The following is a 25421-nucleotide window of genomic DNA, read 5'->3' as shown; positions in this document are numbered from 1 at the left end:
CGCCAGTCCCCCTTGACCAAGGTCGGCCCCTTGCAGCGGAGGTGGCAAGGGGCCGACAAGTCCACTCGATTCGAAGGTGCTAGGCCGCGTACCAGGCAACGCCCTCGTCATGCCAGCCAAGGCCGACGAGCGCGCCGTGCTCGGCCGCCGAGGTGGTGAAGTTGTGCGCGCCCGTCGCGGCGTAGGGGTTGTACTCGCGAAGGACGGGGGTGCCGGTGGCGTCGGCGCTGTGCCAGCCCACGCCCTCGCTCTGCCAGCCGGCCGCCACGAGGCAGTCGCGCTCGAAAGCGCTTACGGTGTAGTGGTGGTCTCCGGCGCAGGGGTTGTACAGGCGGTAGACCGGCTCGCCCGTGACGGGCGCCGACCACCCCACGCCCTCGGACATCCAGCCGAGGGCCGCGAGCGCGTCACGCTCGTAGGCGCTCTCGGTGTAGAAGTGCTCCCCGGAGTAGGGGTTGTACAGGCGATACATCGGCACCGTGTTCATGGGCGCGATCGTGAACGGCACCTCGGCCGAGAGGCCCTCGTAGGTGTCGCTCGCCTCGACGGTCGCGCGCATGACGTAGGAGCCCTCGCGCGTCGGCTGCTCGGCAGACCATGCGTCGGCGGAGCCGGCCTTGCGATACGAGAAGAGCGTGGCCCCGTGGGCGGCGCGGGCAACGGGCGCCGCGCTCCTCTCGCCCTCGCTCCAGCTGTCGATCGAGGGGCCCTCGAGCCACTCGTTGCCCATCTTCTGGACGGTGAGGTGCACGGTCTTGGGCAGGGCGTAGGCGAAGTCGCCGTCCGCGTGCGGCGTCACGGTCGCGGTGTAGGTGCCGGGCGCCACAAGCTCACCCGCGGGCTTGCCAGCGGCGTCGGTCCAGGCGACGTCGACCTCGCTGGCGGCGACTGCGGTGCCGTCCCATGCGGTGAGCGCGAGCGTGGGGGTGTGGTCGGTCCCGTCGAAGGTGACCGGCGGCGGCTCGGCGACCGTGAAGTCGTTCGCGTCGTAGGTCGCGAAGAGCGTCATGCTCTCCTGGGGCGCGACGTGCGCGCCCAGGGCGTAGGTCGGCTCGACGTGCGCCATGCCCGGTTCGATGACGGTCGGGGCGCCGTCCTCGGTCCAGCCCGTCTGGTGGACGCCGCGCGCGTGCGTGAAGCCGCGACCGTCGCTCAGGTCGATCGCGTGCTGGTGCATGCTGGTGCCGGCCCACTCGGTGAGCGCGAGGGTCTCGCCCGTGCCGTCGTACACGTCGAGGTCGACGACGATGTCGTCGTCGGTCGCCTCGTGGGCGACCCAGGTGCCGGCCGTGGCGTCGCTGTCCCAGAGCGCCACCAGTTCGCTCGCCCCCAGGACGCTGCCGACGGGGTAGGTCAGGGTCGTTCCCTCGGCCTCGCCCTCGGGCGCGATGCGGCTGGCAAAGCGCCAGCGCGCGGGCGCCTCCGGCAGCGCGACGCGCGTCTCGCCCGCGCCTGAGAGCGACGAGTTCGCCCCGAGCCTGAGCTCGCGAAGGCCCTCGACGCCCGCGAACACATCATCCGCGTTCGTGCACGATGCGGGCGCGAGGCTCGCCAGGTCGACGCGCTCGAGGCTCGAGCACCCCGAGAAGAGCCCCCCGATGGTCGTCGCGCTTCCGGCGGTGAACCCCGCGGGGAAGCTGACGCCCGTCAGGCCCGTGCAGCCCGAGAAGAGCCCGTCCAGCGCCGTGGCCTTGTCGAGGGTGAAGGCGCTCGGGAGCGCGAGGGTGCCCGAAAGCGACGTGCATCCGGCGAACATCTCGCTCGCCGAGGTCAGGCTCGCGGAGCTGAAGCTTCCGCCCATCGTGACCGACGTCAGGCCGGTCGCGCCGGCGAACATGCGGTCCATGGAGGTGGCGGCGGACGTGTCCCAGACACTCAGGTCGAGCGCGAGCCTGGCAGGTACGTCCTGCGGCTCTCCTCCCTTCTCCACGTGGATCGTGCCCGTCGCCACGCCCGCGAAGGTTTCGGAGAAGTCGGTGACGTGCGACGTGTCAAGGCGGTTCGCGTCGTAGAGCGCCGTGAGGTCGGTCGCGCCCGCGAACCAGTCCCTCATGCTGAGCGGTGCCATTCTCTCGCCAGGGACGGACACCCCGAACTTGACGGACCTGACCCCGCCAGGCGCCAGGACCTCCTTCCACGGCACCTCGTCGGCCGAGGCGATGGAGCTCGGGACCTTCCAGCTCTGCGGGGCGTCCTCCCAGGTGGACGAGTCGGTCCCCTCAAAGCGAGGAACGCCTCCCGGCGAGTAGACGAAGAACAGCTGGTGGTCCTGCATGAACGTGATGTGCGACGCGTCGTCCGTCCCGGGGCTCGACTGCCCGTGGACCATTCCGGTGACCTCGCTGTAGACGGCGTAGAAGGCGCCCGTCCCCGCATCCTGCGTCCCGGCGTCGTCCGCCCATGCCGGCCGTGCCGCTGCCGAGAAGAGCGCCGCCGCGACCGCAAGGGTGATCGCGAGGGCGCGGCGTGTCCTGGGTCGCCGCGCTGGCCCCGTGTGCCGGAGAGTCATAAATGTCCCCCTTCGGTATCAATTCACGTTGGCACGATAGTCTAGCAGCGCAGACGCCCCATATCGTTCGCAGCGCACCGCAGGTGGCGGACGGCGTGATCGTGTCGCCCGTCGGTTCTGCGCCCGTGACCTGCACACTTATGCTTCCCTGCGGGACGCTGGGGGCTCACGGCGGCAATCCCAAGAGTTCAGGCGATGGAAACAGGCCTGTAAACAGCGGCGCGACCCGCCGACGTCCGTCGGGCGGGCCGCGCGAGGGGAGGGGGGGTGCGGCTGCTGCGGCCGCGCGGGAGGTGCTGGCAAGGCCGGGCTCCGGTGGGCGCGGCGCCCCAGGCGCCAGGCGAGTTCGCGGGGTCCCGCGCTGTTCGAGCCTGGCGCCTGGGGGTCGTGCCGGCGAGGGCACGCTCTTCTCGGCTACTCGCTGCGGCGGGGCCTGAGCGAGGCGAGCACGATTCCCCTCGAGAGCTGGTAGGTCGCGACGAGGTAGAGGGCGTAGACGCCTGCGATGGAGCCTGCCGCGATCGCGATGAGGCCGCTGGGGTTGGTGCCGAGGGGCTCGAAGAGCGAGCCCGAGAGGACGAGCACGGCGCAGGCGGTGTGGCAGGCCGCGAGCACGAGCGGCGCGCAGAAGTAGATGACGGTCTGCGTGCGCAGCGAGCGGGCGATGGTGCGCGGCTCGCAGCCGAGGTCGAACAGGCGGCGGTAGCGCTCGAGGCTGTCGGACGTCTCGGAGAGCTGCTGGATCGCGAGGACCGCGGCCGTCGCGACGAGCATGATGAAGCCGATGTAGAGCGCGACGTAGACGATGACCATCCTGAGGCCGGTTGCCTGGTCGCGCATCTGGTTGGCCGTGGCTGCTGACGTGACGGGCCAGGGCGCGGGCTCGAACTGGTCCTCGATCGCGTCGCTTGCGGGCGTGGCGCCGTCCGCGAGCGGCAGGGCCTGGGAGAGGAGCTGGGCGAGGCGCCTGTCGCCGGCCTCGCGGTCCGAGGCGTAGGCCAGGTTGAGGTGGCTCGAGGCGACGGCGTCCCCCCTCAGGCGGATCCCCGCCGCGACGTCGTCTCCGATGACGACGACGAGGGGCGTGTCGGGTATGGCCGAGGTGTCGAGCGAGACGTGGCGGGCGCCCCGGGCGGCGTGGAGGTCGTGTCCCGCGACGCTGATCCGGACGGCGGGGTCGGCCAGGGCGTCGGCGAGGGCGTTGGTGCTCGCGAACGTGTTGTCGACGGCGAACTCGTCGGGGGCGAGGTCGAGGCTCTTCTCGCCGATGAGGGCGACCGAGGCGTTGTACTGGGACTGGGAGACGAACCACACCTGCGAGCGCTTGACGCGATCGAGCACGGAGGCGTCCATCAGGCGCGAGGCGTCCCTCACCTGGTCGGTGAGGGTCTGGTAGGTGAGGTCGCAGGCGAGGTAGTCCACCTGCGCGGAGGCGCGAACGAGGTCGCCGAAGCCCGCGGCCCGGCCCGACAGGTAGGCGGCGATGTCGCCTCGCGCGGCCTCGAGCTCGCCCTGTGCGGGGTCGCCCTCGGCAAAGGAGCAGCTTGCGGTCAGCGTCGCATCGTAGCGGGTGGCCTCGCGGATGTTGCCCGAGAAGAGCTCGAGCAGGCCCATGCCGACCGACGCCGTGGTGAGCGCGAAGAACAGCATCACGCAGACCACGCCCATGCTGGCGAAGGCCGTGTTGATCTTGCTCGAGAGCTGGCGCACCGTGAAGGCGCGGATGCCCCTGAGGTAGGCCGAGCGCGAGCGGCTCAGCACGAGGACGGCAAAGCCCGCGGCCGACCAGAAGAAGAGGAAGGTGCCGACGAGCATGAGCGCGGTGGCCGCCCAGAAGTGGGGGTCAGCCTCCTGCAGGCCGTTGACCTTGAGCTGCCAGTAGGCGCAGGCGAGAAGGGCGAGCGACGCGACGAAGGCGGCCGCGCGCACGCCGACGTGCCGGATGCCGGCGCGCTCGCTCGCCTGGTGGGGCGAGCAGAGGTCGACGAGCCTGCAGCGGCGGATGTAGATGACGTCGACGAGGCTCGAGACGGCGAAGATCGCGAGCAGGCAGACGGTCGTGAAGGCGATGGCGTCGGTCGAGACCACGAAGCGGTAGCGCGTCATGGTGGTGCCCATGAGGGCGGCCGTCGCGAACGAGAGCCCCTGCGAGATGGCGATGCCGAGGACGAGTCCCGCCGCCAGCGACGCAAGCCCCACGAGGGCGGTCTCGATGAGCAGGACGCGGCTGACGCGGCCCGCGCTCATGCCCAGGAGCAGGTAGGTCCCGAACTCGCGGCGCCTCCTCCTGATGAGGAAGCGGTTCGCGTAGACCACGAGGAACCCCAGGACGCAGGCGACGACGACCGAGAAGAGCTTCACGAACATGTCGAGGAGCTCGACCATGCGCGCGGCGTCCGCCGAGAGCGCGTCGAGCAGGGCGGCCTGGCCACGGACGGCGTTGAACGCGTAGAACATGGCGATGCCGAGCGCCACCGTGATGAAGTAGATGGCGTAGTCGCGCCCGGCGCGCCGGACGTTGCGCAGGGCGAGCCTAGCGAGCATCGAGATCGCCTCCCAGGAACGCCATGACCTCCATGATGCGCTGGTAGTAGTCGTTCACGGTCGACTCGCCGCGGCGGAGCTCGTTGAAGAGGCGCCCGTCGCGCACGAAGACCGTGCGCGTGGAGTGCGCCGCGGCGTAGGCGTCGTGGGTGACCATGAGGATGGTCGCGCCCATGTCGCGGTTCATCTGGTCGAGCACGTCGAGGAGGACGGCCGTGTTCTTGGAGTCGAGCGCGCCCGTGGGCTCGTCTGCGAGGATCAGCTTCGGCGAGCCGACGATGGCGCGGCACGCGGCGACGCGCTGGCGCTGGCCGCCGGACATCTGGCCGGGGAACTTGTCGAGCACGCCCTCGACCTCGAGGCGGCTTGCGCAGGCGCGCACGCGCTCGTCGACCTCGTGCGGGGCCACGCCGCGCAGGGTGAGCGCGAGCGCGATGTTCTCGAAGCCGGTCAGGGTGTCCAGGAGGTTCGAGTCCTGGAACACGAAGCCAAGCTCTTCTCGGCGGAACTGGGCGAGGTCGGCGCGGCGCAGGCGCGTGACGTCGCGGCCGTCGAGCTCGATGGTGCCCGACGTGGGCGTGTCGATCGTGGCGACGCAGTTGAGCAGCGTCGACTTGCCGGAGCCCGAGGGCCCCATGATGGCGACGAACTCGCCGGTGCGAACGGCGAGCGAGACGTCGTCGAGCGCGCAGGTGAGCGCACCCTTGGACCCGTACACCTTGCCGACGTGCGTGAGTTCGAGAAGAGCGTTCGACGCGGTCGCGACAGAGGCGCTGGCCTTCGTTCTGGTCATGGTTGTCTCCTTGTCCTTCTGCCCCGTGGGGCGTGTGTTCTGGGGTGTCTTCGAGACGGTGACCATGCTAGGAGGGCGTCTGCGCGCCTGCCATCGATTGGGCTTACGTGTGCCTTACAACCCTGTCACGTTCGGCGTCGAGGCGGCGGCGGTCGAGGGGGAAGGTGAGGGTCGCGCGGCAGCCGTCACCCTCGTCGCTCTCGATCTCGAGCTCGAGGCCGAGCTGGTCGCAGAGGCGCGCGGCCAGGAAGAGCCCCATGCCCGTGGACGCCGCGTGCTCGCGGCCGCGCGTGCCGGTGAATCCGCGCTCGAAGACGCGGCCGACCTCGGCGGCGGGGATCCCCAGGCCATCGTCCTCGACGACGAGCGACACGCTGCCGGCGGCCTCGTCCCCTCGCGCGTCCGCGAAGATGCGCAGGTGGCTCGCGCCGTACTTCGCGGCGTTCTCGACCAGCTGCGAGACGATGAAGACGGCCTGCTTGCGGTCGGTGAGGACCGTGAGGCCGCCTGCGACGTCGATCTGGGGCACGCAGCCGTGCTCGATGAGGAAGCGGGCGTTGTCGCGGCAGGCCGCGCGGGGGATGGACGCGAGCGCCACCTCGCGGATGGCGTAGTCGCGTCCGGCGCAGTCGGCGCGCGCGTACCAGAGGGCGCTGGCGACCTTGCGGTCGATGCGGTCGAGCTCCCGCTCGAGCTGGCTGCGCTCGGGCTCCGCGACGCGCTTGGCGACGAGCTCGCACGAGGCGAGGGGCGCCTTCACGTCGTGCACCCAGCCCTCCACGAACGAGCGGTGATCGTCGGCGCGCTGCTTGGCCAGGGCCACCTCGCGTGCCGAGGCGCGCCCCATGGCACGCAGGGCGTCGAGCACGATCTCCTGGTCGGCGCCGGCGGGCTCGCCCATGAGGGAGTGGAGCTGCCAGGGCTGCTCGAGCGTCTGGGCGAGGTCGTCGAGCTCGTGGAGGAAGCGCCTCGAGCGCAGGTAGTCCGTCGTGAGCGCAAGGGCGCCGGCGAGCGCGAGGGTTGCCGCCATGAGCCAGACCGCGTCTGGGGCGCAGCCGCAGACCGAGGCTATGGTGCAGGCGAATGCGCACCCGATTGTGCCAAGCGTCACGGGCGCGCGCCGTGTCGCAAGGTAGTCGAGGGCGCTCACAGCGAGTATCCCTGGCCGCGGTGGGTCTTGAGGGCGCCCTTGGGTGCGCCGAGCGACTCGAGCGTCCGGCGCAGGCGGTTCACGTTGACCGTGAGGGTGTTGTCGTCGAGGAACTCGTCGGTCTGCCAGAGCGCGACCATGAGGTCCTGTCGCGAGACGATCTTCCCGCGGGCGCGGACGAGCTCCGCGAGGATGCAGGTCTCGTTGCGGGTGAGTTCGACGGTGCGCTCTCCGAAGGAGGCGGTCGAGCGGCCCGCGTCGAGGCTGATGCCCGCGTACTCGATGGTGGGGGAGCTGCCCTGGCCGGCTCGCTCGACGAGGCGGGCGACGTGCGCGAGCAGCACCGCGGGGCGGTAGGGCTTCGCCACGTAGTCGTCGGCGCCGAGTCGCATGCTCATGACCTCGTCGAACTCGTCGTCCGAGGAGGTGAGCACGAGGATGGGGACCTCGCTCTCCCGGCGGATGGCACGGCAGATCGCAAGGCCGCTCGCCTGTGGCAGGCGCAGGTCGAGGACCACGAGGTCGGCCTCGGCGGCGAGAGCCTCCACGTCCGCGTGCTCGAAGTCGGAGCAGCTGGCGCTCTCGTACCCGTCGAGCTCGAGCAGGCTCGAGAGCTCCCTCAGGAGCGCCCTGTCGTCCTCGATGATGAACACCTTGCTCACGGGTCCTCCTCTCTCGGGTGCGCCTTGTGCGCGTTGCCTCGCAACAGTATATGGGTGTGTCGCCCGCGTGGTCGCGTGATGGCGTGCGGCCGCGCGGGCGCCCCGTCCTTTTGCCGAACGCCTCGGTAGAATGAGGGGCAGCAAAAAGGAGGACACATGCTCTTGTACACCGTGCACGCCGCCGAGCCCCTGCCCGGACTGGGTTCGGTAGCCGACTCGTCGGGGCTCTCGCAACGTCTGGGTTACCGTCCCCTGTTCTGCACGCTGCTCGACCCTGGCTCGCTTGCCGACGCCTGGTTTCGCGTCTATGCCGCCTCGCCGAGCTACGTCCAGGTGATCGACGTATACGAGGTCGACGACGCTGTCGCGGTCCCCATGGACGTCGTCACGTGGTGCGACGAGTGCCTGGGGAGGACCGCTCCCGACGACGATGCTCTGACGCGTGCGCTGAGCCCGAGCGACGCGGCGTACACGGACTATCTCCTGGACCCTGGCGCGACGGTGCGGCGCACGTGGCGCTTCGACGTGCTCGACATCCTCAACGGGAGGCTGGACGGCCTCGCCCTCGGCGAGCGCGAGCGCGCCCTGGTCGCGCGCTCCATGGCGGCCGTGCGCGCCCTCCCGCAGCGGCCGGACGTCTCGATCGGCTCGTCGCTCGGGGGAGGGTACGACTCGATCACCCTCGAGGTGTGGTACCGCCTCATGCTGACGGCGTCCCTCATGCCCCTCGTGTGGTCGCGCGTCACGGGGGTGGCTCTTCTCGGCGAGCTTCTTGCCCTCAAGCCCGACGTGCTCGCGACGACGCCCGGCTTTGTGGAGGCGCAGGCGCACGTGAGTGCGTGGGACCGCTCCGTCGGTTGCGGCGAGCCCTTTGGCCACGAGCGGTTCGGCGTCATGCGCGCGAGCTTCGTGAGGGGGCTTGACCAGATGGCTGCGCAGGTCGCGGGCGAGCGCGCGCGAGCGGAGGGCGTGGGGCGCAACGACGCGTGCTTTTGCGGTAGCGGTCGCAAGTTCAAACGTTGCTGTTCGCGAAAAAGTCTCGATCAGCTGGCGCTCGGGCTGGCATACTGACGGCGACTGTCTAAATTGCATCGCCTGAGCTGGGAGGAACCATGAGCACTCTCAACCCCAAGACGAGAAGGACCGTTGCGGCCGGGCTCGTGGTCGCCCTTGGTCTGATGGCGCCCGTGGGCGCCGCCGTCGCCGACGACACCGTCGCGCCGCCGCCCGTGCTGGAGCCCCAGGCCGCAAGCCACGTCTACGTTGACGTCGCTGGCACCGGCGCGCCCGACACCTACGCCACGATCCAGGAAGCACTCCAGAACGTGAGCGAGGACGGCATCATCGAGCTTGCCTCTGACGTTGAGATGAGCCAGGGGCTGTACGTCGAGAAGGACGTCTCGCTCGACCTCGCCGGCCACTCCGTCGTGGGACCGACGAACGCCGCCTACTCCCACGCCGCGATTCAGGTCAGCGAGGGGCACTCGCTCACCATTGACGGCGGCGGACGCGTCACGGGCAGGCACGAGCACGCGATCATCGCGATCGGCTCGGTCATGCTGGGTGACTGCACGATCGATCGAGAGGCCGAGGGCACCTATCCCTCGATCATGGTCACGGGAACTGCCGGCTCGGCCGTTATTGATGGGGCGACCATCGTGAACACGAACGGCCCCGCCGTGAAGCTCATAACGGATGGCTCCACGCTTGGGGTGACTGGCGGATATCTTGAGGGGTCTTCCGAATTTGGTGACGTGATCGCGCCCGAGGGAGCGAGCGTCAGCGTCTCCGGGGGCATCTTCAGCCAGCCGGTGCGCGCCGACTGGTGCGCGCCTGGCTACCTGCCGCGCATGGTGACCTACGACGTCGCTGACGACGGCTACACCGTGGGTGCTGCCATCGCCCGCCCGACGGCGGTGAGGCGCACCTTCGACGGCACGGCCCAGTTCGGCGTCGAAGAGAGCGAGGGCTACGCCCTGTCGGGTTCCGCCCGGGATGCGGGCACGCACACGACCACGGTCACGCTTGCGGACGGCTACGCATGGGAGGGGCTCCTCGAGGGCGAGTCGGACGCTCTTCTCGTCCAGCTACGCGGGGGCGACGCGGAGTCGCGCGAGAACACGGCCCCGGTCGAGCTGACGTGGACCATGGACCCGCGGGCGCTCGACCCCTCGATGGCCACGGCGCCCGACCAGACCTTCACCGGCTCGGCGCTCACGCCGCTGTCGCTCACGATTGGCGACGCGGAGCTTGTCGAGGGCACGGACTATGAGGTCAGCTACGCCGACAACGTGGCGGCCGGCCAGGCGAGCTGGAAGGCCACGGGCAAGGGGAACTGCACGGGCACGATCGAGGGGACGTTCCAGGTCGCGCCCGCCGACATTGCCGATGTGACGTTCGGCGACATTGCCGACCAGGCGTTCACCGGCTCGGCGATCGAGCCCGCGCCCACGGCGACCCTTGATGGCTACGGGCTTGAGCTCGGTCGCGACTACACGGTCTCCTACAAGAACAACGTCCAGGTGGGCGAGGCGACCGTCGTCGTCTCCGGCATCGGCTCGTTTACCGGGACGCGCGAGCTGACCTTCAAGATCGTCGCGTCCGAGGCGGCGCCTTCGGCGGCGCGCAGCTCCGGGACGCCGAAGACGGCCGACCCGACCTCGACGCAGGGCCTGGCGCAGCTTGCGCTGGCGGGCCTCTCTGCGCTGGGCCTCGGCGTGCGTCGCCGTCGCTAGCACCGGCTCAAGCTGCCCTGCACGAGGAACTGCGGGACGAGTCCACCGTGTGGCTCCCGTGTGAGCCCCAGCGCAAGAGGGGGTGCACCACGTCGTCGGTGCACCCCCTCCAATGAGCCAGCCGAGAAGAGCCTACCCCGTCCCCGCTACGCGCTCCTGAGGCTCCAGAGCTCGCCGGCGCGCTGCAGCTCCCGCATGCGAGCGAAGGCGCCGTTCTCTCGTTTGAGAAGCTCGGATGGCGCGCCCTCCTCTACGATGCGCCCGCCGTCGAGGACCACGATCTTGTCGGCGGCCTCGACCGTGCGCATGCGGTGCGCGATCACGAGCACCGTCTTGCCGGCAAGCAATCGCGAGAGCGCCGCCTGGACCTCGGTCTCGTTCTCGACGTCGAGCGAGGCCGTGGCCTCGTCGAGCACGACGATTGGCGCGTCCTTCAAGAGCGCCCGGGCGATCGAGATGCGCTGGCGCTCGCCGCCGGAGAGGCGTGCACCGTTCTCGCCGATGGGCGTCTCGAGGCCCTGCGGCAGCCGCTCGACGAACTCGTCGCAGTTGGCCGCCGTCGCCGCCGCGCGGACCTCGTCGTCGGTGGCCCCGCTCCTGCCGAGGCGGATGTTCTCCATCACGGTGTCGTCGAAGAGGGTCACGTCCTGGAAGACCACCGCGTAGTCGCCGAGCAGCACCTCGGGGTCGACGGTCGAGACGTCGACGCCGCCCACCGAGACCGTGCCCTCGTCGGCGTCCCAGAGCCGCGCGGCCAGGCGCGCCACCGTGCTCTTGCCGCTGCCCGAGGCGCCGACCAGCGCCGTGACCTCGCCCTCGCGCGCGGTGAATGTCACGTCGTCGAGCACCCGCTCGTCCTGGTAGGCGAAGCCGACGCCCTCGAAGCGGACGTCGTGGCCCTGCGGCTCGAAGCGCGCCTCGCCGGTCGCGGTCGGGGTCTCGTAGACCTCCATGAGGCGCTCGACCGAGATCTTGGTCATGAAGACCTCGGCGATGAGCGCGAGGCTCTGGTCGAACGGCGCGTAGATACGCGTGATCGCCAGCAGGAACATGAAGAGCAGCATGAAGTCGATCTCGCCCGCAAGGATGAGGCTCGCGCCCGTGAGCACCGTGGTCGCCACGCCGAGGCGCATGATCACGCTCGCGGCGTTCACGAAGATGCCGCACGCGAGCTCGCCGGAGCGCATGACGCGCTCGTGCTCGTCGATCTTGGCGTCGAGCTCGGCCAGGTAGCGCCCCTCCTGGTTCGTCGCGTGGATCTCGCGCACGCACTCGATGGTCTCCTGTATGCCGTCGGCGACCACGAGCGCGGCGGCCCGGGTGCGCTCGGCCTTGCGCTCGGAGAGGCGTCGGCTGCCAAAGAGCAGCGCGAACGCGACGGGCACGCCCCAGAGGCAGGCGATGGCCATGCGCCAGTCGCAGGCGAGAAGAGCCACGGCCACGATCGCGGTCGAGATCGCGGAGCCGTAGAGGTAGCCGAGGACGTGGGACCAGACGTGCTCCATGCGGTTGACGTCGCTCATGATCGTGTCCGTCAGGTCGGCGAGGTCGCGTCCGGCGAAGAAGCTGAGGGGCAGCCTGCGCAGGTGCTCGGCGAGCCCGATGCGCATGGTGCGCACCTCGTCGTACACGAGGCCGTAGGTGCAGGCGTACTGCCGGACGTGGGTGGCGAGCGATAGGATGACGAAGCCCGCGAGGATCGCGACGTAGATGGCAAGGCCCGGCAGCGGCGCGCCGTGCACGAGGGTGTCCATGAGCTGGCTCATCGCGAGGCAGAGGATGCCCACCGAGCCCATGACCACGAGGTTCACGACGACCGTCCACGCCGTGCCCCGCTTGATGCCGGCCACGCCCTGGTCGCTGAGGGCGTAACGGCGCTTGAATGATTCGTCGAACAGCATTACTGCCTCCTCTCGCCGGCGGCCGCGCAGGCTCGCTCGGCCGTGGCGTGCGTGGTGGTGTCGGTCGGTGCGCCCTCGGCGCCGCGCCCGTCGGGCACCCGCGCCCCGTCGTGCGCGTGGTCGGCGGAGCCGGAGATGCGCCAGGCGACCGACTGGTTGTAGTCGGCCCACATGCGCGCGTAGAGCCCGCCGGCGCCGGCAAGCTCGTCGTGCGTGCCCTGCTCGACGACGCGACCCTCGTCGAGAACGACGATCCGGTCGGCGCCGACGACGGTCGAGAGCCGGTGGGCGATCAAGACCGTGGTGCGCCCCTCGGTGAGCCGGGTGAGCGCCCGCTGGATGAGCACCTCGTTCTCGGGGTCGGCGAAGGCCGTCGCCTCGTCGAGCACGACGATGGGCGCGTCCTTCAGGATCGCGCGCGCCAGCGCCACGCGCTGCTGCTCGCCGCCGGAGAGGTACGTGCCACCCGCGCCGATCATGGTGTCGACGCCCTCGGGCAGCTTCTCGACGATGTCGTCGCACTGGGCCGCCGAGAGGGCCGCCATCACCTCCTCGCGGGACGCCTCGGGGCGCGCGGCCCGCACGTTCTCGAGGACCGACGCCTTGAACAGGCGGCTGTCCTGGAACACGAAGGCGACCTGCTCCATGAGGACGTGGGGGTCGACGTCGCGCACGTCGGCGCCGCCGACGGTCACGCGGCCGGCGTCCACGTCCCAGAAGCGGGGGATGAGGCTCGCGGCCGTGGTCTTGCCGCCGCCCGAGGGCCCCACGAGGGCGACGGTCTGTCCGGGCTCGATCGCGAAGGTCACGTCGTCGAGCGCGGGTCGCGACGCGCCGGGGTAGGAGAACGTGACGTCCTCGAAGGCGATGCGGTTGTCGCCGGGACGCACGCTCTTCTCGGCGACGGCGAGCGTGGGCGCCTCGGTCACGCCCTTGATGCGCGCCACGGCGTTGCTCGCCATCATCGCGCCGCTCGCGGCGAACATGACGCGGGCGAGCGCCGTCGACATGATTGCCGAGAAGATCAGGTAGAACGCGAAGTTGGTGAGGAAGCCGGCGAAGTCGCCCGCGGCGAGCGCCCCGGGCGCGATCACGATGGCAACCGGCACGAGGAAGACGAACGCGCCCTCGGTGAAGGTGAGGTTGATCGACTGCGGCATGCGGCAGATGTCGCCGGTGTAGAGGTGCGCCTTGTCGCTGTAGTCGTCGATCGCGCGCTTGAACGCCTTGAACGAGTCGACGGTCTGCTGGAAGACCTTGACCACGGGGATGCCGCGGACGTACTCGACGCCGGCCTTGCTCATGGCGTCCTGCGCGGCCTGGTACTCTGCCATGATCTTCGCGTTCTTTCCGCCCATCATGGCGAACATCGTCGCGACGGAGATCGCGCCGCACAGGAGGCACGAGAGGCCCATGCGCCAGTCGAAGGCGAACATGATGGCGACCATCGAGACGAACATGACGACGGCGCCGGTGATGTCGGCCAGGTTGTGGGCGAGCAGGGTCTCGGTCTCTGCGGCGGCGCCGTCGAGCCTGTTGCGCAGGAGGCCCGACGCGTTGGCGTCGAAGAACCCGATGGGTGCCTCCATCAGGTGGGCCATGCCCTGCTTGCGGATGTTGGACGCCGTGCGGAACGCCGCCAGGTGCGTGCACATGAGGGCCGCGAAGTACACGAGGATGCTTGCCACGCCGAGGCCGAAGGCCGCCCAGCCGTAGCCGATGATGCCCGTCGCCCGCGTCCAGTCGGGCGCGACCGCAATCAGGTCGCGCACCGCCAGCCAGATGCAGACGTAGGGCAGCATGCCCAGGACCATGGCCACGCCCGAGAGCGCGCACCCCACGACCGTGAGCCACTTGTAGCTTCCGGCGAAGTCAAGCAGGTAGCCGACGTCGCCCTTCTTTCTTGCTTCCATATTGCTCCTCCTCGGGGAATCGCTGCTGACTGGGCGGCAGTGTAGTACATATGTTAGACATGGCTAACACCCGAGAAGAGCTACGGCTCCGATTGGACGTCTTCGTGGGGTTCGCAGGCGCACTCGCGCCGCGGCGGGTACCCGATGCCGTTCGCGGGCGATTTGTTTCCCTCTGGTGAACTGTGGCGCAGGGCGCGTGCGCGTCATGGCATACTTCCGCGCAAGCCCGACCCCAAGCGGGTCCCACGTGGACCGCAATCGGAGGTTTGCCCCATGACCAGGAGCCAGATGACAGAGCTCGCAAGCGCGGCGCTCGTGCGCTGCGTTGGTCGATGGTGGCGCGGCGTGGCCTGATTCGGGGTATCTGAGGTCGTCGCCATCGCGCGCGTGGAGGCTCTCGGTATCCCGGGGGCTTTTTTCATGCCGCGAGGGCGGGTCGCCGGAAGGCGGGACCATACCCACAGCCAAGGAGCAAGCTCTTCTCCGCTATCCCTTACTCGCACCGCGGCATGTCTCGTGTAGAGCGCGCAGTCGTGTGCCGGCTCGAGGACGTGCCGGTTCGAGAAGAAGGGAAGCACCATGATGGAGAAGCAGCCGTATCGCACCTACCTGTCCGAGTCCGAGATCCCGACCTCCTGGTACAACCTTCGCGCCGACATGGCCGTGAAGCCCGGGCGCATGCTCCTGCCGAACGGCGTGGAGGCGCGCGTGGAGGACGTGGCGCCGGTGTTCGCCGAGGAGCTGTGCCGCCAGGAGCTTGACGACGACACGCCCGAGTTCGAGATTCCCGCGGGCGTGCGCGAGATGTACAAGGTCTACCGACCGAGCCCCCTGTGTCGCGCCTACAACCTGGAGCGGGCGCTGGGGACGCCCGCGCGCATCTACTACAAGTTCGAGGGCAACAACACGAGCGGCTCGCACAAGCTGAACTCGGCGCTCGCGCAGGCGTACTACGCGCACGAGCAGGGGCTCTCGACGATCACGACCGAGACCGGCGCCGGCCAGTGGGGCACCGCGCTCTCGGAGGCGGCCGCGCACTTCGGACTCGACTGCGACGTGTTCATGGTGCGCGCGAGCTACGAGCAGAAGCCGTTCAGGCGCTCGGTCATGCAGACCTTCGGCGCCAACGTGACGCCATCGCCGAGCGACACCACCGAGATCGGCCGCAAGATGCTCGAGAACCCGGCGAACTACACGGGCTCGCTCGGGACCGCGATCTCGGAGGCCGTGGAGCGCGCGCTGCACGTGCCCGAGAACCGCGGCCGCTACCAGCTGGGCTCGGTCCTCAACCAGGTCGTGCTGCACCAGTCGATCATCGGCCTGGAGAGCATGGCGGCGCTCGAGAAGCTCGGGGAGTACCCCGACGTGGTCGTCGGCTGCGCCGGCGGCGGCTCGAACTTGGGCGGCCTGATCGCGCCGTTCATGCGCGACAAGCTGCGCGGCGTGAGGCCGGACACGCGCTTCGTGGCGGTCGAGCCGGCGAGCTGCCCGTCGCTCACGCGCGGCCGCTTCGCCTACGACTTCGCCGACACCGGCCGCACCTGCCCGCTCTGCAAGATGTACACGCTGGGCAACGGATTCATCCCGAGCCCCGACCACGCCGGCGGACTTCGCTACCACGGCATGAGCCCCGTGATCAGCCAGCTCAAGCATGACGGGTACCTCGAGGCGGTGGCCGTGCGCCAGACGGACGTCTTCGCGGCGGCCGAGGAGTTCGCGCGGCTCGAGACGATCCTGCCGGCGCCCGAGAGCGCGCACGCGATCTTCCAGGCGATGGAGGAGGCGCGCCGCTGCGCCGAGACGGGCGAGGAGAAGGTCATCCTCTTCGGGCTCACGGGCACGGGCTACTTCGACATGACCGCGTACGAGTCGTTCAACCGCGGCGACATGGTCGACCACATCCCGACCGACGAGGAGCTCGAGGCAGGCTTCGCGACGATCCCGGCGGTGCCGGGCATCCAGGGCGAGGGCGGGCTCGCGCTCGGCGAGGGCGCCGTGCGCGCGAGCGCGTAGGCGGGGCCTCGGTCCCAGGCATGGCTTGGAGCATGGCGGCGCGCCCCGCGGGGCGCGCCGCGCTCTTCTCGGCGGTTGCCGTCGCGTGGGGGAGGGGCGATGCGCGATACTGGAGGGCGTCGTCCGGACGTGGTGAGAGTGAGGTCGCATGAGAAGGATTCGCCTGTTCCTGGTCGTGCTGCGCCGCAACGGCGGGCTGCCGCTGCTGGGCGGCCTGGTGGTGCTGACGCTGGTGGCGGCGCTTGTGGTGCTCGCGTTCGAGCCCGGCGTGACGAACCTGGGCGACGCGCTCTGGTACTGCTGGGAGGTTGCGACAACGATCGGGCTTGGCGACGTGTTCGCGGTGTCGCCGGTGGGGCGCATCGCGAGCGTGGTGCTGTCGCTCTACGCCATCGTGGTGACCGCGATCGTGACCGGCGTCATCGTCACGTTCTACCAGGAGCGTCGCGACGCGCAGCTCAAGCAGTCCGTCGCCGAGCTGCTCGACAAGCTCGAGCGGCTGCCGGAGCTCGACGAGGAGGAGCTGCGCCAGATCTCGGAGTCGGTGCGGCGCTATCGCGTGTAGCGCCTGGGCCCGCGCGCCCGCGTCGCGCATGAGACGGGTGCGCGCATCGGTCGCGCCCTCGGGGCGGTTTGCGCGCAGATGAGGCCGTGGGGAGCAGGCGGGAGACCCTTGCCCGATTAGGTGGATGTCTTGGGCGTCGGCACGTTTGTTTGGGGTATCATCACAGGCGTTAGTTTCATGTGCCATGGCGCCGCCGTGGTCGACGGACCTGGATGAGAGATCTTGCGCATGCCAGATCGGGTCGCACGACGCGCGCATGTATTCCGCTTGGAGGATGAACATGGAAGTCAAGGTTGACGTTACTGACACGAAGGCCACCGTCACGGTGGACGGCAAGCTGACCGTCCAGACGGCCCCGGACCTCGAGACCGCAATCAACGAGATCGACCCCCAGGTCACCAACCTCGACATCGACCTCGCCAACGTCGACTACATCTCGTCCGCAGGCCTGCGCGTGCTCGTCGCCGCCCAGAAGAAGGTCACCGCCGCCGCCGGCAACATGCGCCTTCTCTCGCCCAACGACGAGGTCTTCGAGGTCTTCGAGATGACCGGCCTCTCCGACATCTTCACCGTCGAGCGCTAGTCGCGGCTCGCAGGGAGCCGCGCCCGCTCGCGGCACATCGCACGCAACGCAATCGCCCCGCCACGTTCGTGACGGGGCGATTTTCCTTGCGCGTCTGGGGTGCGGCGAAGGGGCTTACTTCTCGTCCGCCGGGAAGCGCACGCCGGCGGACAGGCGCGCCTCGGTCTGAACGCGGCTCACGAGCAGCGACTGGTCGAGCAGCTCGTAGCAGTGGTCGGTCGAGCCGGACTCGAGGTCGGCCTTGAAGCTTGCGAACTCCGCGTCCCACACCTTCTCGAACTCGGTGAAGCCGTTCTCGTCGAAGGTCTCCTCGGTGCCGTCGTTGAGGTGCAGCGTGATGGCGCCGCAGGCGTTGGGCGCGCTGTCCTGGCGCAGGTAGCCCTTCTCGCCCTGGATGAGGCAGAAGGTGGGCGCGCCGCAGTCCTTGGCGGCGACGCTGACGGCCTTGAAGTCTCCGTAGTCGAGGGTGACGACGCCCGAGGTGTCGATGCCGCGCTTGACGTTGGCCTGGTAGCCGACGGCCTGGGGCTCGCCGAAGAGGCCGAGGATGTAGTGCAGGTTGTAGAGGCCCAGGTCCATGAGGGCGCCGCCGGACTTGGTGGGGTCGAACGCCGGCTGGACGACGCCCTCGCGGAAGGCGTCGAAGCGGCTCGAGTACTGGCTGAAGTTGACGTGCACGATGCGCACGTTGCCCACGCGGGGCAGAAGCTCGTGCAGCTTCGCGAAGTTGGGCAGGTAGATGGTCGAGACGGCCTCCCAGAGGAAGAGGTTGCGGCTGCGCGCGAGGTCGGCCATGGCCTTGGCCTCGGCGTAGTTGCTCGCGACGGGCTTCTCGCAGATGACGTGCTTGCCCGCCTCGAGCGCGGCGGTGCACGCCTCGAGGTGCAGCGCGTTGGGGATGCCGACGTAGACCGTGTCGATGTCGGCCTCGGCGATCATCTTGCGGTAGTCGGTGTAGCGCTTGGGCACGCCGTTGGCCTCTGCCAGGGCCTCGACCTTCTCGGCGGAGCGGGGCGTGCCGGCAAGGGCGCCGACCTCGATGCCGCGGCCGCGCATCTGCGGCAGCTGTCGTTGGACGATCCAACCGGTTCCAATGAGTCCGAGCTTCATGGGGTCTCCTTCGACGGGGTCGTGTCTCGCGCATATGATAGCCGATAAGGGATAGCATGAGCTGGATGCAAAGGCCAACCGACGGAAGGATTCCCATGGCAGTGAACCTCGTACTCGTGCGCCACGGACAGGCCGCCGCGAAGCAGCTCGGCCAGACCGATGCCGAGCGACCGCTGACGCCCGAGGGCCTTGCGGCCATTCGCGCGGCGTTCCCCAAGACTATGTCGCTCGTGGAGGTGAGCGAGAAGACCGAGCTTTGGGTGAGCCCCGCGCTGCGCGCCCGCCAGACGGCCGAGGTCGCCAACGAGACGCTCGGCATCCCCGCGGAGCGCCAGCAGGAGTGCATCGAGCTCTACGCGCAGGAGGAGGACGAGTTCCTGTCGCTCGCGTGCGCAAGCGACGCCGACACGATCGTGTGCGTGGGCCACGTGCCGTTCATGAACCGCATGGTCGAGTACCTGTCCGGGCAGCCGGTGCAGTTCGACACCGCCGGCGTCGCGGCGCTGAGGATCGACCACGACGTGCACGACATGTGCCGCCTGCCGGCGCGCCTGCTCTGGTTCGTGCAGGGGCCGGAGGTCTAGGGCGCAGTAGCGCCGGGCGGTGCGGCGCAGAAGGACGCGTAATAAGGAAGGCGACCCTCCAGGAGGGCCGCCTTCTCGTTTGCCGAAGCTGTGTCTGCCGTGGGGGCACGCTCTACTCGGCGTCCTCCCACTCGGTCAGGCAGGAGTCGAAGCCGGCCTCGATCTGGGCGCGGTCGATCTGGCGCCCGATGATGCAGAGCTTGGTCATGCGGTCGCCGCAGACGGGGTCCCAGTCGTTCATGATCTCGGGGTTGTCGGCGATGATGCGCTCGCGCTCGTCGTCGGGCGCCGAGCCGACGAAGAGGCCGTTCTCGGAGATGTGCAGCTGGTGGCCGGCCTGCTCGAGCACGTAGCACATGTCGGGGTCCTGGGCGATCCAGACCATGCCCTTGGTGCGGATGACGCCGTCGGGCCAGTTCTGCGCGAACTCGGAGAGGGCGTCGAGGTCGAAGGGCTTGCGGCGCTGGTAGACGAAGGTCTGGATGCCGTACTCGAGGACCTCGGCCTCCTCGTGCTCCTCGGGGTGCTCCATCGCGTCCATCCACGCGGCCGAGTTGTAGGCGGCGTCGAAGTCGAAGCGCCCGGTGTCGAGCAGCTCGGACATCGGCACGTTGGCGCCCTCGGCCTCGACGATGACGGCGTCCTTCTGCAGGCTGCGGACGATGGCCTTGAGCTCGGCGATCTGCTCGGGGTTCACGAGGTCGCACTTGTTGAGCACGAGCGTCGAGCAGAACTCGATCTGCTGGATGAGCAGCGACTCGAGGTCGTCCTCGTCGATGTTGTCCTCGAGCAGGGCCTTGCCGCCGGCGAACTCGTCGAACATGCGGGCGCAGTCGACGACGGCGACGATGTTGTCGAGCGCGAGCGGCGCCTTGCCGCCGGCCTTCTTCTGGTCGCAGAACGCCGAGATGGTGTAGGCGATGGGGATGGGCTCGCAGATGCCGGAGGCCTCGATGATGATGTAGTCGAAGTTGCCGCTCTTGGCGATGTCGTCGAGCTGGCGCGCGAGGTCGTCGGAGAGCGTGCAGCAGATGCAGCCGTTGGTGAGCGGGATCAGGCTGTCGGTCTCGGACAGGCCGCCGTCTGCGATCAGGTCGGCGTCGACGTTGACCTCGCCGATGTCGTTGACGATCACGGCGGCGCGGACGCCCTCGTCGTTGGCGAGGATGTGGTTGAGAAGGGTGGTCTTGCCGGCACCGAGGTAGCCGGTGAGCATGATGATCTTGACCTGCTTGTCGCTGGTCTCGCTGGTGGTGGGCATGGTTGCTCCTTAGCTGGTTGGGGCGCGGGCGGCGGGTGCCGTCCGAGCGCACAGTATACAGAAGACCCTCGCAGGCTCCGTGGAGGTGGCTGTGTGCGCACACGGCAGAATCGCCGCACCGGCTCGGTCAGCAGCATTCTTTACTCTGTGGTTTCTGCCTCGTCGGATGCCGTCGATGTGCGCGATACTTCTGTCGGAAGACGACGCCGCAAAGCCCGCCCCTCCGACGGGGTGCCGCCCCTTGCGCAGAAAGGGAACGACATGAGCGAGAGCACCAGGCCCGAAGCCCAGGGCAAGGCCACGTCCGACGCCGCCGCGGTGGCCGACGATGCCCTCGACCGCGCTGAGTGGGCCATCGACAGCTCCTTCTCCACCGGCCGTGCCGACCGCGCGTCCATCACGCGAGCCGCGCGCGCCAGCGCAAAGGAGGCCGTGCGCATGGTCGACCTCGCTATGGGGGCCGACGAGCTTGCCGACGACGCGCGTCGTCTCACCCACATCGCCGAGAAGAGCGGCAACCGCGACAACATCCGCGCCGCGCGAAGGCGGGAGCGTGCCGCCCGCAAGAAGGCCAACTCCGAGCACGACGCGGCGACCAGGTCCGCGCGCAGCGCCCTCAACGCGATCAAGTTCAGCGCGCCCAACCGCCTGGGCATGATGCGCGTCGTCCAGGTCATCTTCGCGCTGCACATCGCATCCGTGCTCATCGCCCTGCTCCTGACCTCGCGCGACACGATCGTCTACAACTACGTCACCGTGGTCGACTGGGTGTCGGTCATCCTCGAGGCCGTGGCGTTCTGGTTCTTCGTCAACCGCTACCGGGTGGCCCGGCCGCTCGTGCTCGCCATCGCGGCCTTCAACCTCGTCGTCCCCATGGCGGCCGGCGCGATTGCGGGCAACCTCGCGCTGCCCGGCTCGATCGCCAACACGGTCTACAACGTCGCGCTCATCCTCTACTTCGCCACGTCAGCGCGCGTCAAGGCGACGCTGGTCAACGACTTCTCGCTCGAGCGCAACGCCTACCGGCCCGAGGAGGTGCGGATCGCCCGCCGCGGCTGGCCCTTCGTGCGCAACCTCATCATCTACTTCATCGTGTTCTCGCTGCTGGGCCACTGGATGGAGGCCGGCATGTGCCAGTTCATCCGGCTCGGCCTGGTGCAGGGCAAGTACGACCCCACTAACACGATGCTCTGGCGCGACTGGCTCTACCCCTACCCGATGGAGGGCGCGGCCGTCGTCGTCATCGCGCTTCTGCTTTACCCGCTGTGGCGGTGGCTGCTCGCCCACCTCAAGAGCCGCGTCGCCGCCTACGCGCTGAGCTTCGTCGCCAATGCCCTGACCTGCACCGTGATCGAGTTCTCCATGGGCCTCGTGGTCAACGCCAACCTGCAGCTCTGGGACTATCGCAGCAACTTCGGCAACATCATGGGGCAGGTCTGCCTTCAGAACACCATCGCCTTCGGCGTGGCCGCCTCGCTCATCGCCTGGTTCGTCTACCCGCTGCTCGAGCGCTGGCTCGCGCGCGTGCCCGAGGACATCATGAACATCGCCTTCGTGGCCATCGCGGTCGTCGGCGGAATCCTCTGGTCGCTCTACCTGGTCGAGCCGCCCCAGACCACCGAGGTCCAGCAGGTGATCGGCGCCACGTCGACCCAGGGCGGCGAGTCGCTCGGCCGCATGCGCGCGGACATCGAGGCGGAGCAGATCGTCAACGAGACCCTCTCGTCGCGCATCGAGGCGATCGACGACTCCGCCCTCAGCCCCGAGGACAAGGCGAAGGCCAAGGAGCACGTCCGCCAGGTCGACGAGCACCTGCGGTCTCTCGAGAAGATCGTGGATCCCACGTCCTAGCTGCCTCGGCTCCGCCTAGCGCCCGCGCCCGAAGAGGTCCCCGCCGCGGCGCGCGCTCTTCTCGTCCTGGCGGCGCGCCTCGTCGACGGCTCGCCTCAGCAGGCTCGGCGTGACCATGAGCCGCTTGAAGTCGAGCCTCTGCGCATGACGCAGGATGCGGCGCTGCCCGGTCGGGAGGCTCCCGACGAAGGCGCGCAGGCTCTCCTGGCGCTCGGAGACCGTCTCGCCCGCGCGGCCGAGCGCCTCGGCGCCGCTCTCGCGCAGGCGCCCCGGCGTCTCGCGGATGGTCGAGGCCGCCGACGAGATGGTCTCGCTCGTCGTCGAGTAGGCGCGCCCCATGGCCTCGTTGATGCTCGCGTCGTACTCCTGCACGCGCTTGAGCAGGTCGGACAGGGTCGACACCGTGAGCGTGGCGTCGACGGTCTCGACGATGGCGAGGAGAAGCGCGAGCGCCTCGAAGGCGACGGCGGGTACGGCCGCGTTCACGGCGCGGACCGGCGGCAGCACGAGGTAGGTGACCACGAGGCCCATCACGCCGAAGAGCAGGCTCGCCGGCAGGCAGATGCGTCCGTTGAGGTTGAGCGGCATGTTGGAGTAGTCCCACCACACGGCGCCGAAGGCGCGCTCGAGCGCAAAGGATGTGACGTACTCGATGACGGCGCTGCCGGCCGCGCAGACGAGAAACACCGCCCAGGGCGGGAAGGCGCCGCTTGAGATGGCCGCGTTGTCGAACAGCAGGAGCGCGAGCGTCGCGCTGATGCCGTAGATCGGGCAGATGGGGCCGAAGAGGAAGCCGCGGCGCTCCCACTCGCCGTTCGTCACGGCGCAGTAGGTCGACTCGAACACCCAGCCCAGAAACGACAGGGCGCTCGCCCACACGACAACCTGGCTTATCGACACGTGACCTCCTTCTGGGGGACTTCCATGGCTGCGGGCCCGCCGGCTTGGGTAGAGTGGGGGCAGCACGATCGCTGCGGCACGGACGCCGCAGTACGAACGATTCTAGCAGTGAGTTCGAGCGCGCCGCGTAAAGGCGGGCGGAGCGAGGGCGGGGGATTGCATGGACTCCTCGATCAAGTCGCAGCAGGAGACGCGCGAGCAGGCCGTGGTGCGCGTCAGCGCCATCGGCATCGCGGCCAACGTGGCGCTCGTCGCGTTCAAGATGTTCGTCGGTGCCGTCACCGGCTCGATCGCGGTCATCCTCGACGCGGTCAACAACCTGACCGACGCCCTCTCGTCGGTCGTCACCATCGTGGGCGCCAAGCTCGCGGCCAAGGCGCCCGACAAGAAGCATCCCCTCGGCTACGGCCGCATCGAGTACGTGAGCGCCATGATCGTCGCGGCCATCGTCCTGTACGCCGGCATCACGTCACTGGTCGAGTCCGTCAAGGGCATCATCTGGCCCGAACCCGCCTCCTACGACACGGTCTCGCTCGTCATCATCGCGGCGGCCGTCGTGGTCAAGCTCGTGCTCGGCCGCTACGTCAAGGCGCAGGGCGAGAAGCACAAGTCCGGCGCGCTCGTGGCCTCCGGCGCCGACGCGCTCTTCGACGCCGTGCTGTCGGCCTCGGTGCTCGCGGCCGCGATCGTCTTCATGCTCACGGGCCTCTCGCTCGAGAGCTACATCGGCGTCGTCATCTCCGTCGTCATAGTCAAATCCGGCGTCGAGATGCTCCTCGAGACGCTCGACGAGATCCTGGGGCACCGCGTCGACAGCGAGCTCGTGGAGCAGGTGAAGGAGACCCTGCGCTCCGACGACGCGGTCATCGACGCCTACGACCTCGTCCTTCACAGCTACGGTCCCGAGAAGTACATAGGCTCCGTCCACATAGAGATTCCCGACACCATGACGATCCCCGAGCTCGACGCCCTCGAGCGCAAGCTCGCGGGCCTCGTCTTTCAGGAGCACGGCGTGGCGCTTGGCGGCATCGGCATCTACTCGGTCAACACGAGGGACTCCGAGGCGATGGGGGTTCGCAAGCGCGTGTACGACTGCACCGCCTCGCACCCCGAGGTCCTCCAGACGCATGGCTTCTACCTCGACAAGCAGGCCAGGCAGATCCGCTTCGACGTCATCCTCGAGTTCGGCTGCGACACCGCGGAGGTCGTCTCCGCCATCAAGGGCGAGCTCGGCGAGCTCTATCCCGGCCACGACGTCTACGTGCAGGTGGACTCCGACATCGACCTGTAGTGCCTGCCCCCGCTCGTTCTGTGGGAATGCTTCTATTTGCCGGTCTAAAGCCAAGAACAAATGCATGGAGGCGTTAGTCGCATGATGCGGGGCTTCGGGGGTCGCGCGAACGGTGCAAAAGCATGCCTCCGTGGAAAGATTCGAAGGGTGGCCATGCAATTCGGGCGCCCCGTGGCAAGGTTATAGCGACTGCATACCGCCCGCGCCGACAGGCGTTGCATAAAGAACCACGAACTCCCATATACAAGAGAGAAACTATGCACATACGCCTGGCAACCGCCTGGCATATGCGTGCACCAGATTGCCACGGAGCATTGTTTTTGCGCACCGGACGCCCCTCACGGACGCCCTCGGAGGGACACGCGCAATCAGGATGCATAGACATCGGCATCGCAGCACGTAACCGCGAAGAATATGCAATACCGCAATCATCGCGGAGCGCACGAGGGGCGGGGCTGCCTCCCGCCCGCATGCACGACCGCCTCGAGAGGGCGCAGCCTCCCGGCCACCGTCGACGGCGCCCTGCCCTCCCCGCGCGATTTGTGCGCACCTTGCGAAGATGGTTGAACGCTCGCTCAACAGTCCTATAGTTGAGCGTCGGTTCAACAATTGGTGCGCGGGGGCATCTCCCGCGCGGCAGGGGAGGAGGTCCCGATGCCTGCAGGCACGCCATACGAGGACGCGATCCATCCGGACCTGGTGGCCAGCGTCGCCGCGCGCATGCCCGGCGAGTGCGAGCTCGACGGCCTCGGCCAGCTCTTCGAGGTCCTCGGAGACCGCACGCGCATGCGGATACTGCTCGCCGTCTCAGAGTCCGACATGTGCGTCCAGGACCTCGCGTCCCTTCTCGGCATGACCAAGTCGGCGGTGTCGCACCAGCTCGCGAGCCTCAAGGCGAACCGCCTCGTCTCCAGCCGCCGCGAGGGCCGCGTCGTCTACTACGCCTGCGCCGACGAGCACGTCTCGCAGTTCATGGCCCTCGGCCTCGAGCACGCCGCGGGATCCTGCCGCGCACCCCACGCGCACCACCACGAAGACATAACGGAGGAATAACCC

General features: G+C 68.9%; 19 protein-coding genes. 9 read left to right on the top strand and 10 right to left on the bottom strand.

Annotated features, from left to right (window positions below):
* Positions 1–79: 79 nt before the first annotated feature.
* The 5 genes from M5D76_RS00710 to M5D76_RS00690 all read right to left on the bottom strand — a co-directional run bounded on the left by M5D76_RS00710 (position 80) and on the right by M5D76_RS00690 (position 7658).
* A complete protein-coding gene (locus M5D76_RS00710; protein ID WP_248921496.1) occupies positions 80–2509 on the bottom strand; it encodes a BspA family leucine-rich repeat surface protein in 2430 nt (809 codons plus the stop codon).
* 414 nt (positions 2510–2923) lie between these two features.
* The gene (locus tag M5D76_RS00705; RefSeq protein ID WP_248921495.1) at positions 2924–5053 is read right to left on the bottom strand and encodes an FtsX-like permease family protein; all 2130 of its coding nucleotides are present in this window, start codon (positions 5051–5053) and stop codon (positions 2924–2926) included.
* Positions 5043–5846: an ABC transporter ATP-binding protein gene (locus M5D76_RS00700; protein WP_248921494.1), complete on the bottom strand. Its 804-nt coding sequence runs from the start codon at positions 5844–5846 to the stop codon at positions 5043–5045. Before M5D76_RS00700 ends, M5D76_RS00705 begins: the two co-directional genes overlap by 11 nt.
* Positions 5847–5949: 103 nt before the next feature.
* A complete protein-coding gene (locus tag M5D76_RS00695; RefSeq protein ID WP_248921493.1) occupies positions 5950–6996 on the bottom strand; it encodes a sensor histidine kinase in 1047 nt (348 codons plus the stop codon).
* On the bottom strand, positions 6993–7658 hold the full coding sequence (locus M5D76_RS00690) for a response regulator transcription factor (protein ID WP_248921492.1): 666 nt from the start codon (positions 7656–7658) through the stop codon (positions 6993–6995). Before M5D76_RS00690 ends, M5D76_RS00695 begins: the two co-directional genes overlap by 4 nt.
* A 156-nt stretch (positions 7659–7814) precedes the next feature.
* On the opposite strand from M5D76_RS00690, the gene M5D76_RS00685 reads away from it, so the two are divergent.
* Complete coding sequence (locus M5D76_RS00685; RefSeq protein ID WP_248921491.1) at positions 7815–8729, top strand: YecA family protein; 915 nt, start codon at positions 7815–7817, stop codon at positions 8727–8729.
* 41 nt (positions 8730–8770) lie between these two features.
* Entirely contained in the window at positions 8771–10393 is a 1623-nt protein-coding gene (locus tag M5D76_RS00680) for a hypothetical protein (protein WP_248921490.1), read from the top strand.
* 146 nt (positions 10394–10539) lie between these two features.
* Here the strand turns inward: M5D76_RS00680 and M5D76_RS00675 are convergent, their stop codons facing one another.
* Both M5D76_RS00675 and M5D76_RS00670 read right to left on the bottom strand, forming a co-directional pair.
* Positions 10540–12294 (bottom strand): ABC transporter ATP-binding protein, encoded by a 1755-nt coding sequence (locus M5D76_RS00675; protein ID WP_248921489.1) that lies wholly within the window; start codon positions 12292–12294, stop codon positions 10540–10542.
* Entirely contained in the window at positions 12294–14207 is a 1914-nt protein-coding gene (locus tag M5D76_RS00670) for an ABC transporter ATP-binding protein (RefSeq protein WP_248921488.1), read from the bottom strand. The genes M5D76_RS00675 and M5D76_RS00670 overlap by 1 nt, the downstream gene beginning before the upstream one ends.
* Before the next feature lie 579 nt (positions 14208–14786).
* Between M5D76_RS00670 and M5D76_RS00665 the strand changes: the two genes are divergently transcribed.
* The 3 genes from M5D76_RS00665 (at position 14787) to M5D76_RS00655 (ending at position 17368) form a co-directional block, all read left to right on the top strand.
* Complete coding sequence (locus M5D76_RS00665; protein ID WP_248921487.1) at positions 14787–16220, top strand: TrpB-like pyridoxal phosphate-dependent enzyme; 1434 nt, start codon at positions 14787–14789, stop codon at positions 16218–16220.
* A gap of 148 nt (positions 16221–16368) precedes the next feature.
* Positions 16369–16785: a potassium channel family protein gene (locus tag M5D76_RS00660; protein WP_248921486.1), complete on the top strand. Its 417-nt coding sequence runs from the start codon at positions 16369–16371 to the stop codon at positions 16783–16785.
* A 280-nt stretch (positions 16786–17065) separates the two neighbouring features.
* Positions 17066–17368 (top strand): STAS domain-containing protein, encoded by a 303-nt coding sequence (locus tag M5D76_RS00655; RefSeq protein WP_248921485.1) that lies wholly within the window; start codon positions 17066–17068, stop codon positions 17366–17368.
* 114 nt (positions 17369–17482) lie between these two features.
* Here M5D76_RS00655 and M5D76_RS00650 read toward each other — a convergent pair whose 3' ends face one another.
* Positions 17483–18478 (bottom strand): Gfo/Idh/MocA family protein, encoded by a 996-nt coding sequence (locus M5D76_RS00650; protein WP_248921484.1) that lies wholly within the window; start codon positions 18476–18478, stop codon positions 17483–17485.
* Between the two features lie 95 nt (positions 18479–18573).
* Between M5D76_RS00650 and M5D76_RS00645 the strand changes: the two genes are divergently transcribed.
* Positions 18574–19062: a SixA phosphatase family protein gene (locus M5D76_RS00645; protein WP_248921483.1), complete on the top strand. Its 489-nt coding sequence runs from the start codon at positions 18574–18576 to the stop codon at positions 19060–19062.
* Between the two features lie 112 nt (positions 19063–19174).
* Here the strand turns inward: M5D76_RS00645 and M5D76_RS00640 are convergent, their stop codons facing one another.
* Positions 19175–20323, bottom strand: a complete 1149-nt coding sequence (locus M5D76_RS00640; RefSeq protein WP_248921482.1) for a CobW family GTP-binding protein — start codon at positions 20321–20323, stop codon at positions 19175–19177.
* Positions 20324–20584: 261 nt separating this feature from the next.
* Here M5D76_RS00640 and M5D76_RS00635 point away from each other — a divergent pair, with 261 nt between their 5' ends.
* Positions 20585–22174 (top strand): putative ABC transporter permease, encoded by a 1590-nt coding sequence (locus M5D76_RS00635; RefSeq protein ID WP_248921481.1) that lies wholly within the window; start codon positions 20585–20587, stop codon positions 22172–22174.
* A 15-nt stretch (positions 22175–22189) separates the two neighbouring features.
* On the opposite strand, the gene M5D76_RS00630 is transcribed toward M5D76_RS00635, so the two are convergent.
* A complete protein-coding gene (locus M5D76_RS00630) occupies positions 22190–23074 on the bottom strand; it encodes a putative ABC transporter permease (protein ID WP_248921480.1) in 885 nt (294 codons plus the stop codon).
* Between the two features lie 160 nt (positions 23075–23234).
* Here M5D76_RS00630 and M5D76_RS00625 point away from each other — a divergent pair, with 160 nt between their 5' ends.
* Together M5D76_RS00625 and M5D76_RS00620 are read left to right on the top strand one after the other, a co-directional pair.
* Positions 23235–24365: a cation diffusion facilitator family transporter gene (locus M5D76_RS00625; RefSeq protein WP_248921479.1), complete on the top strand. Its 1131-nt coding sequence runs from the start codon at positions 23235–23237 to the stop codon at positions 24363–24365.
* Positions 24366–25019: 654 nt separating this feature from the next.
* Entirely contained in the window at positions 25020–25418 is a 399-nt protein-coding gene (locus M5D76_RS00620) for an ArsR/SmtB family transcription factor (RefSeq protein ID WP_248921478.1), read from the top strand.
* The last annotated feature ends 3 nt before the right edge of the window (positions 25419–25421 follow it).

The sequence above is a fragment of the Olsenella intestinalis genome (assembly GCF_023276655.1).
Lineage (GTDB): Bacteria > Actinomycetota > Coriobacteriia > Coriobacteriales > Atopobiaceae > Olsenella_J > Olsenella_J intestinalis.
The sequence above is the reverse complement of the archived record's forward strand: the minus strand, read 5'-3'. Positions and strand labels throughout refer to the sequence as shown.

What these genes read in the sequence shown, in the direction of transcription:
- M5D76_RS00710 (WP_248921496.1), bottom strand. Translation starts at nt 2,509, where the DNA reads ATGACTCTCCGGCACACGGGGCCAGCGCGGCGACCCAGGACACGCCGC.
- M5D76_RS00705 (WP_248921495.1), bottom strand. Translation starts at nt 5,053, where the DNA reads ATGCTCGCTAGGCTCGCCCTGCGCAACGTCCGGCGCGCCGGGCGCGAC.
- M5D76_RS00700 (WP_248921494.1), bottom strand. Translation starts at nt 5,846, where the DNA reads ATGACCAGAACGAAGGCCAGCGCCTCTGTCGCGACCGCGTCGAACGCT.
- M5D76_RS00685 (WP_248921491.1), top strand. Translation starts at nt 7,815, where the DNA reads ATGCTCTTGTACACCGTGCACGCCGCCGAGCCCCTGCCCGGACTGGGT.
- M5D76_RS00680 (WP_248921490.1), top strand. Translation starts at nt 8,771, where the DNA reads ATGAGCACTCTCAACCCCAAGACGAGAAGGACCGTTGCGGCCGGGCTC.
- M5D76_RS00675 (WP_248921489.1), bottom strand. Translation starts at nt 12,294, where the DNA reads ATGCTGTTCGACGAATCATTCAAGCGCCGTTACGCCCTCAGCGACCAG.
- M5D76_RS00670 (WP_248921488.1), bottom strand. Translation starts at nt 14,207, where the DNA reads ATGGAAGCAAGAAAGAAGGGCGACGTCGGCTACCTGCTTGACTTCGCC.
- M5D76_RS00665 (WP_248921487.1), top strand. Translation starts at nt 14,787, where the DNA reads ATGATGGAGAAGCAGCCGTATCGCACCTACCTGTCCGAGTCCGAGATC.
- M5D76_RS00660 (WP_248921486.1), top strand. Translation starts at nt 16,369, where the DNA reads ATGAGAAGGATTCGCCTGTTCCTGGTCGTGCTGCGCCGCAACGGCGGG.
- M5D76_RS00655 (WP_248921485.1), top strand. Translation starts at nt 17,066, where the DNA reads ATGGAAGTCAAGGTTGACGTTACTGACACGAAGGCCACCGTCACGGTG.
- M5D76_RS00650 (WP_248921484.1), bottom strand. Translation starts at nt 18,478, where the DNA reads ATGAAGCTCGGACTCATTGGAACCGGTTGGATCGTCCAACGACAGCTG.
- M5D76_RS00645 (WP_248921483.1), top strand. Translation starts at nt 18,574, where the DNA reads ATGGCAGTGAACCTCGTACTCGTGCGCCACGGACAGGCCGCCGCGAAG.
- M5D76_RS00640 (WP_248921482.1), bottom strand. Translation starts at nt 20,323, where the DNA reads ATGCCCACCACCAGCGAGACCAGCGACAAGCAGGTCAAGATCATCATG.
- M5D76_RS00635 (WP_248921481.1), top strand. Translation starts at nt 20,585, where the DNA reads ATGAGCGAGAGCACCAGGCCCGAAGCCCAGGGCAAGGCCACGTCCGAC.
- M5D76_RS00625 (WP_248921479.1), top strand. Translation starts at nt 23,235, where the DNA reads ATGGACTCCTCGATCAAGTCGCAGCAGGAGACGCGCGAGCAGGCCGTG.
- M5D76_RS00620 (WP_248921478.1), top strand. Translation starts at nt 25,020, where the DNA reads ATGCCTGCAGGCACGCCATACGAGGACGCGATCCATCCGGACCTGGTG.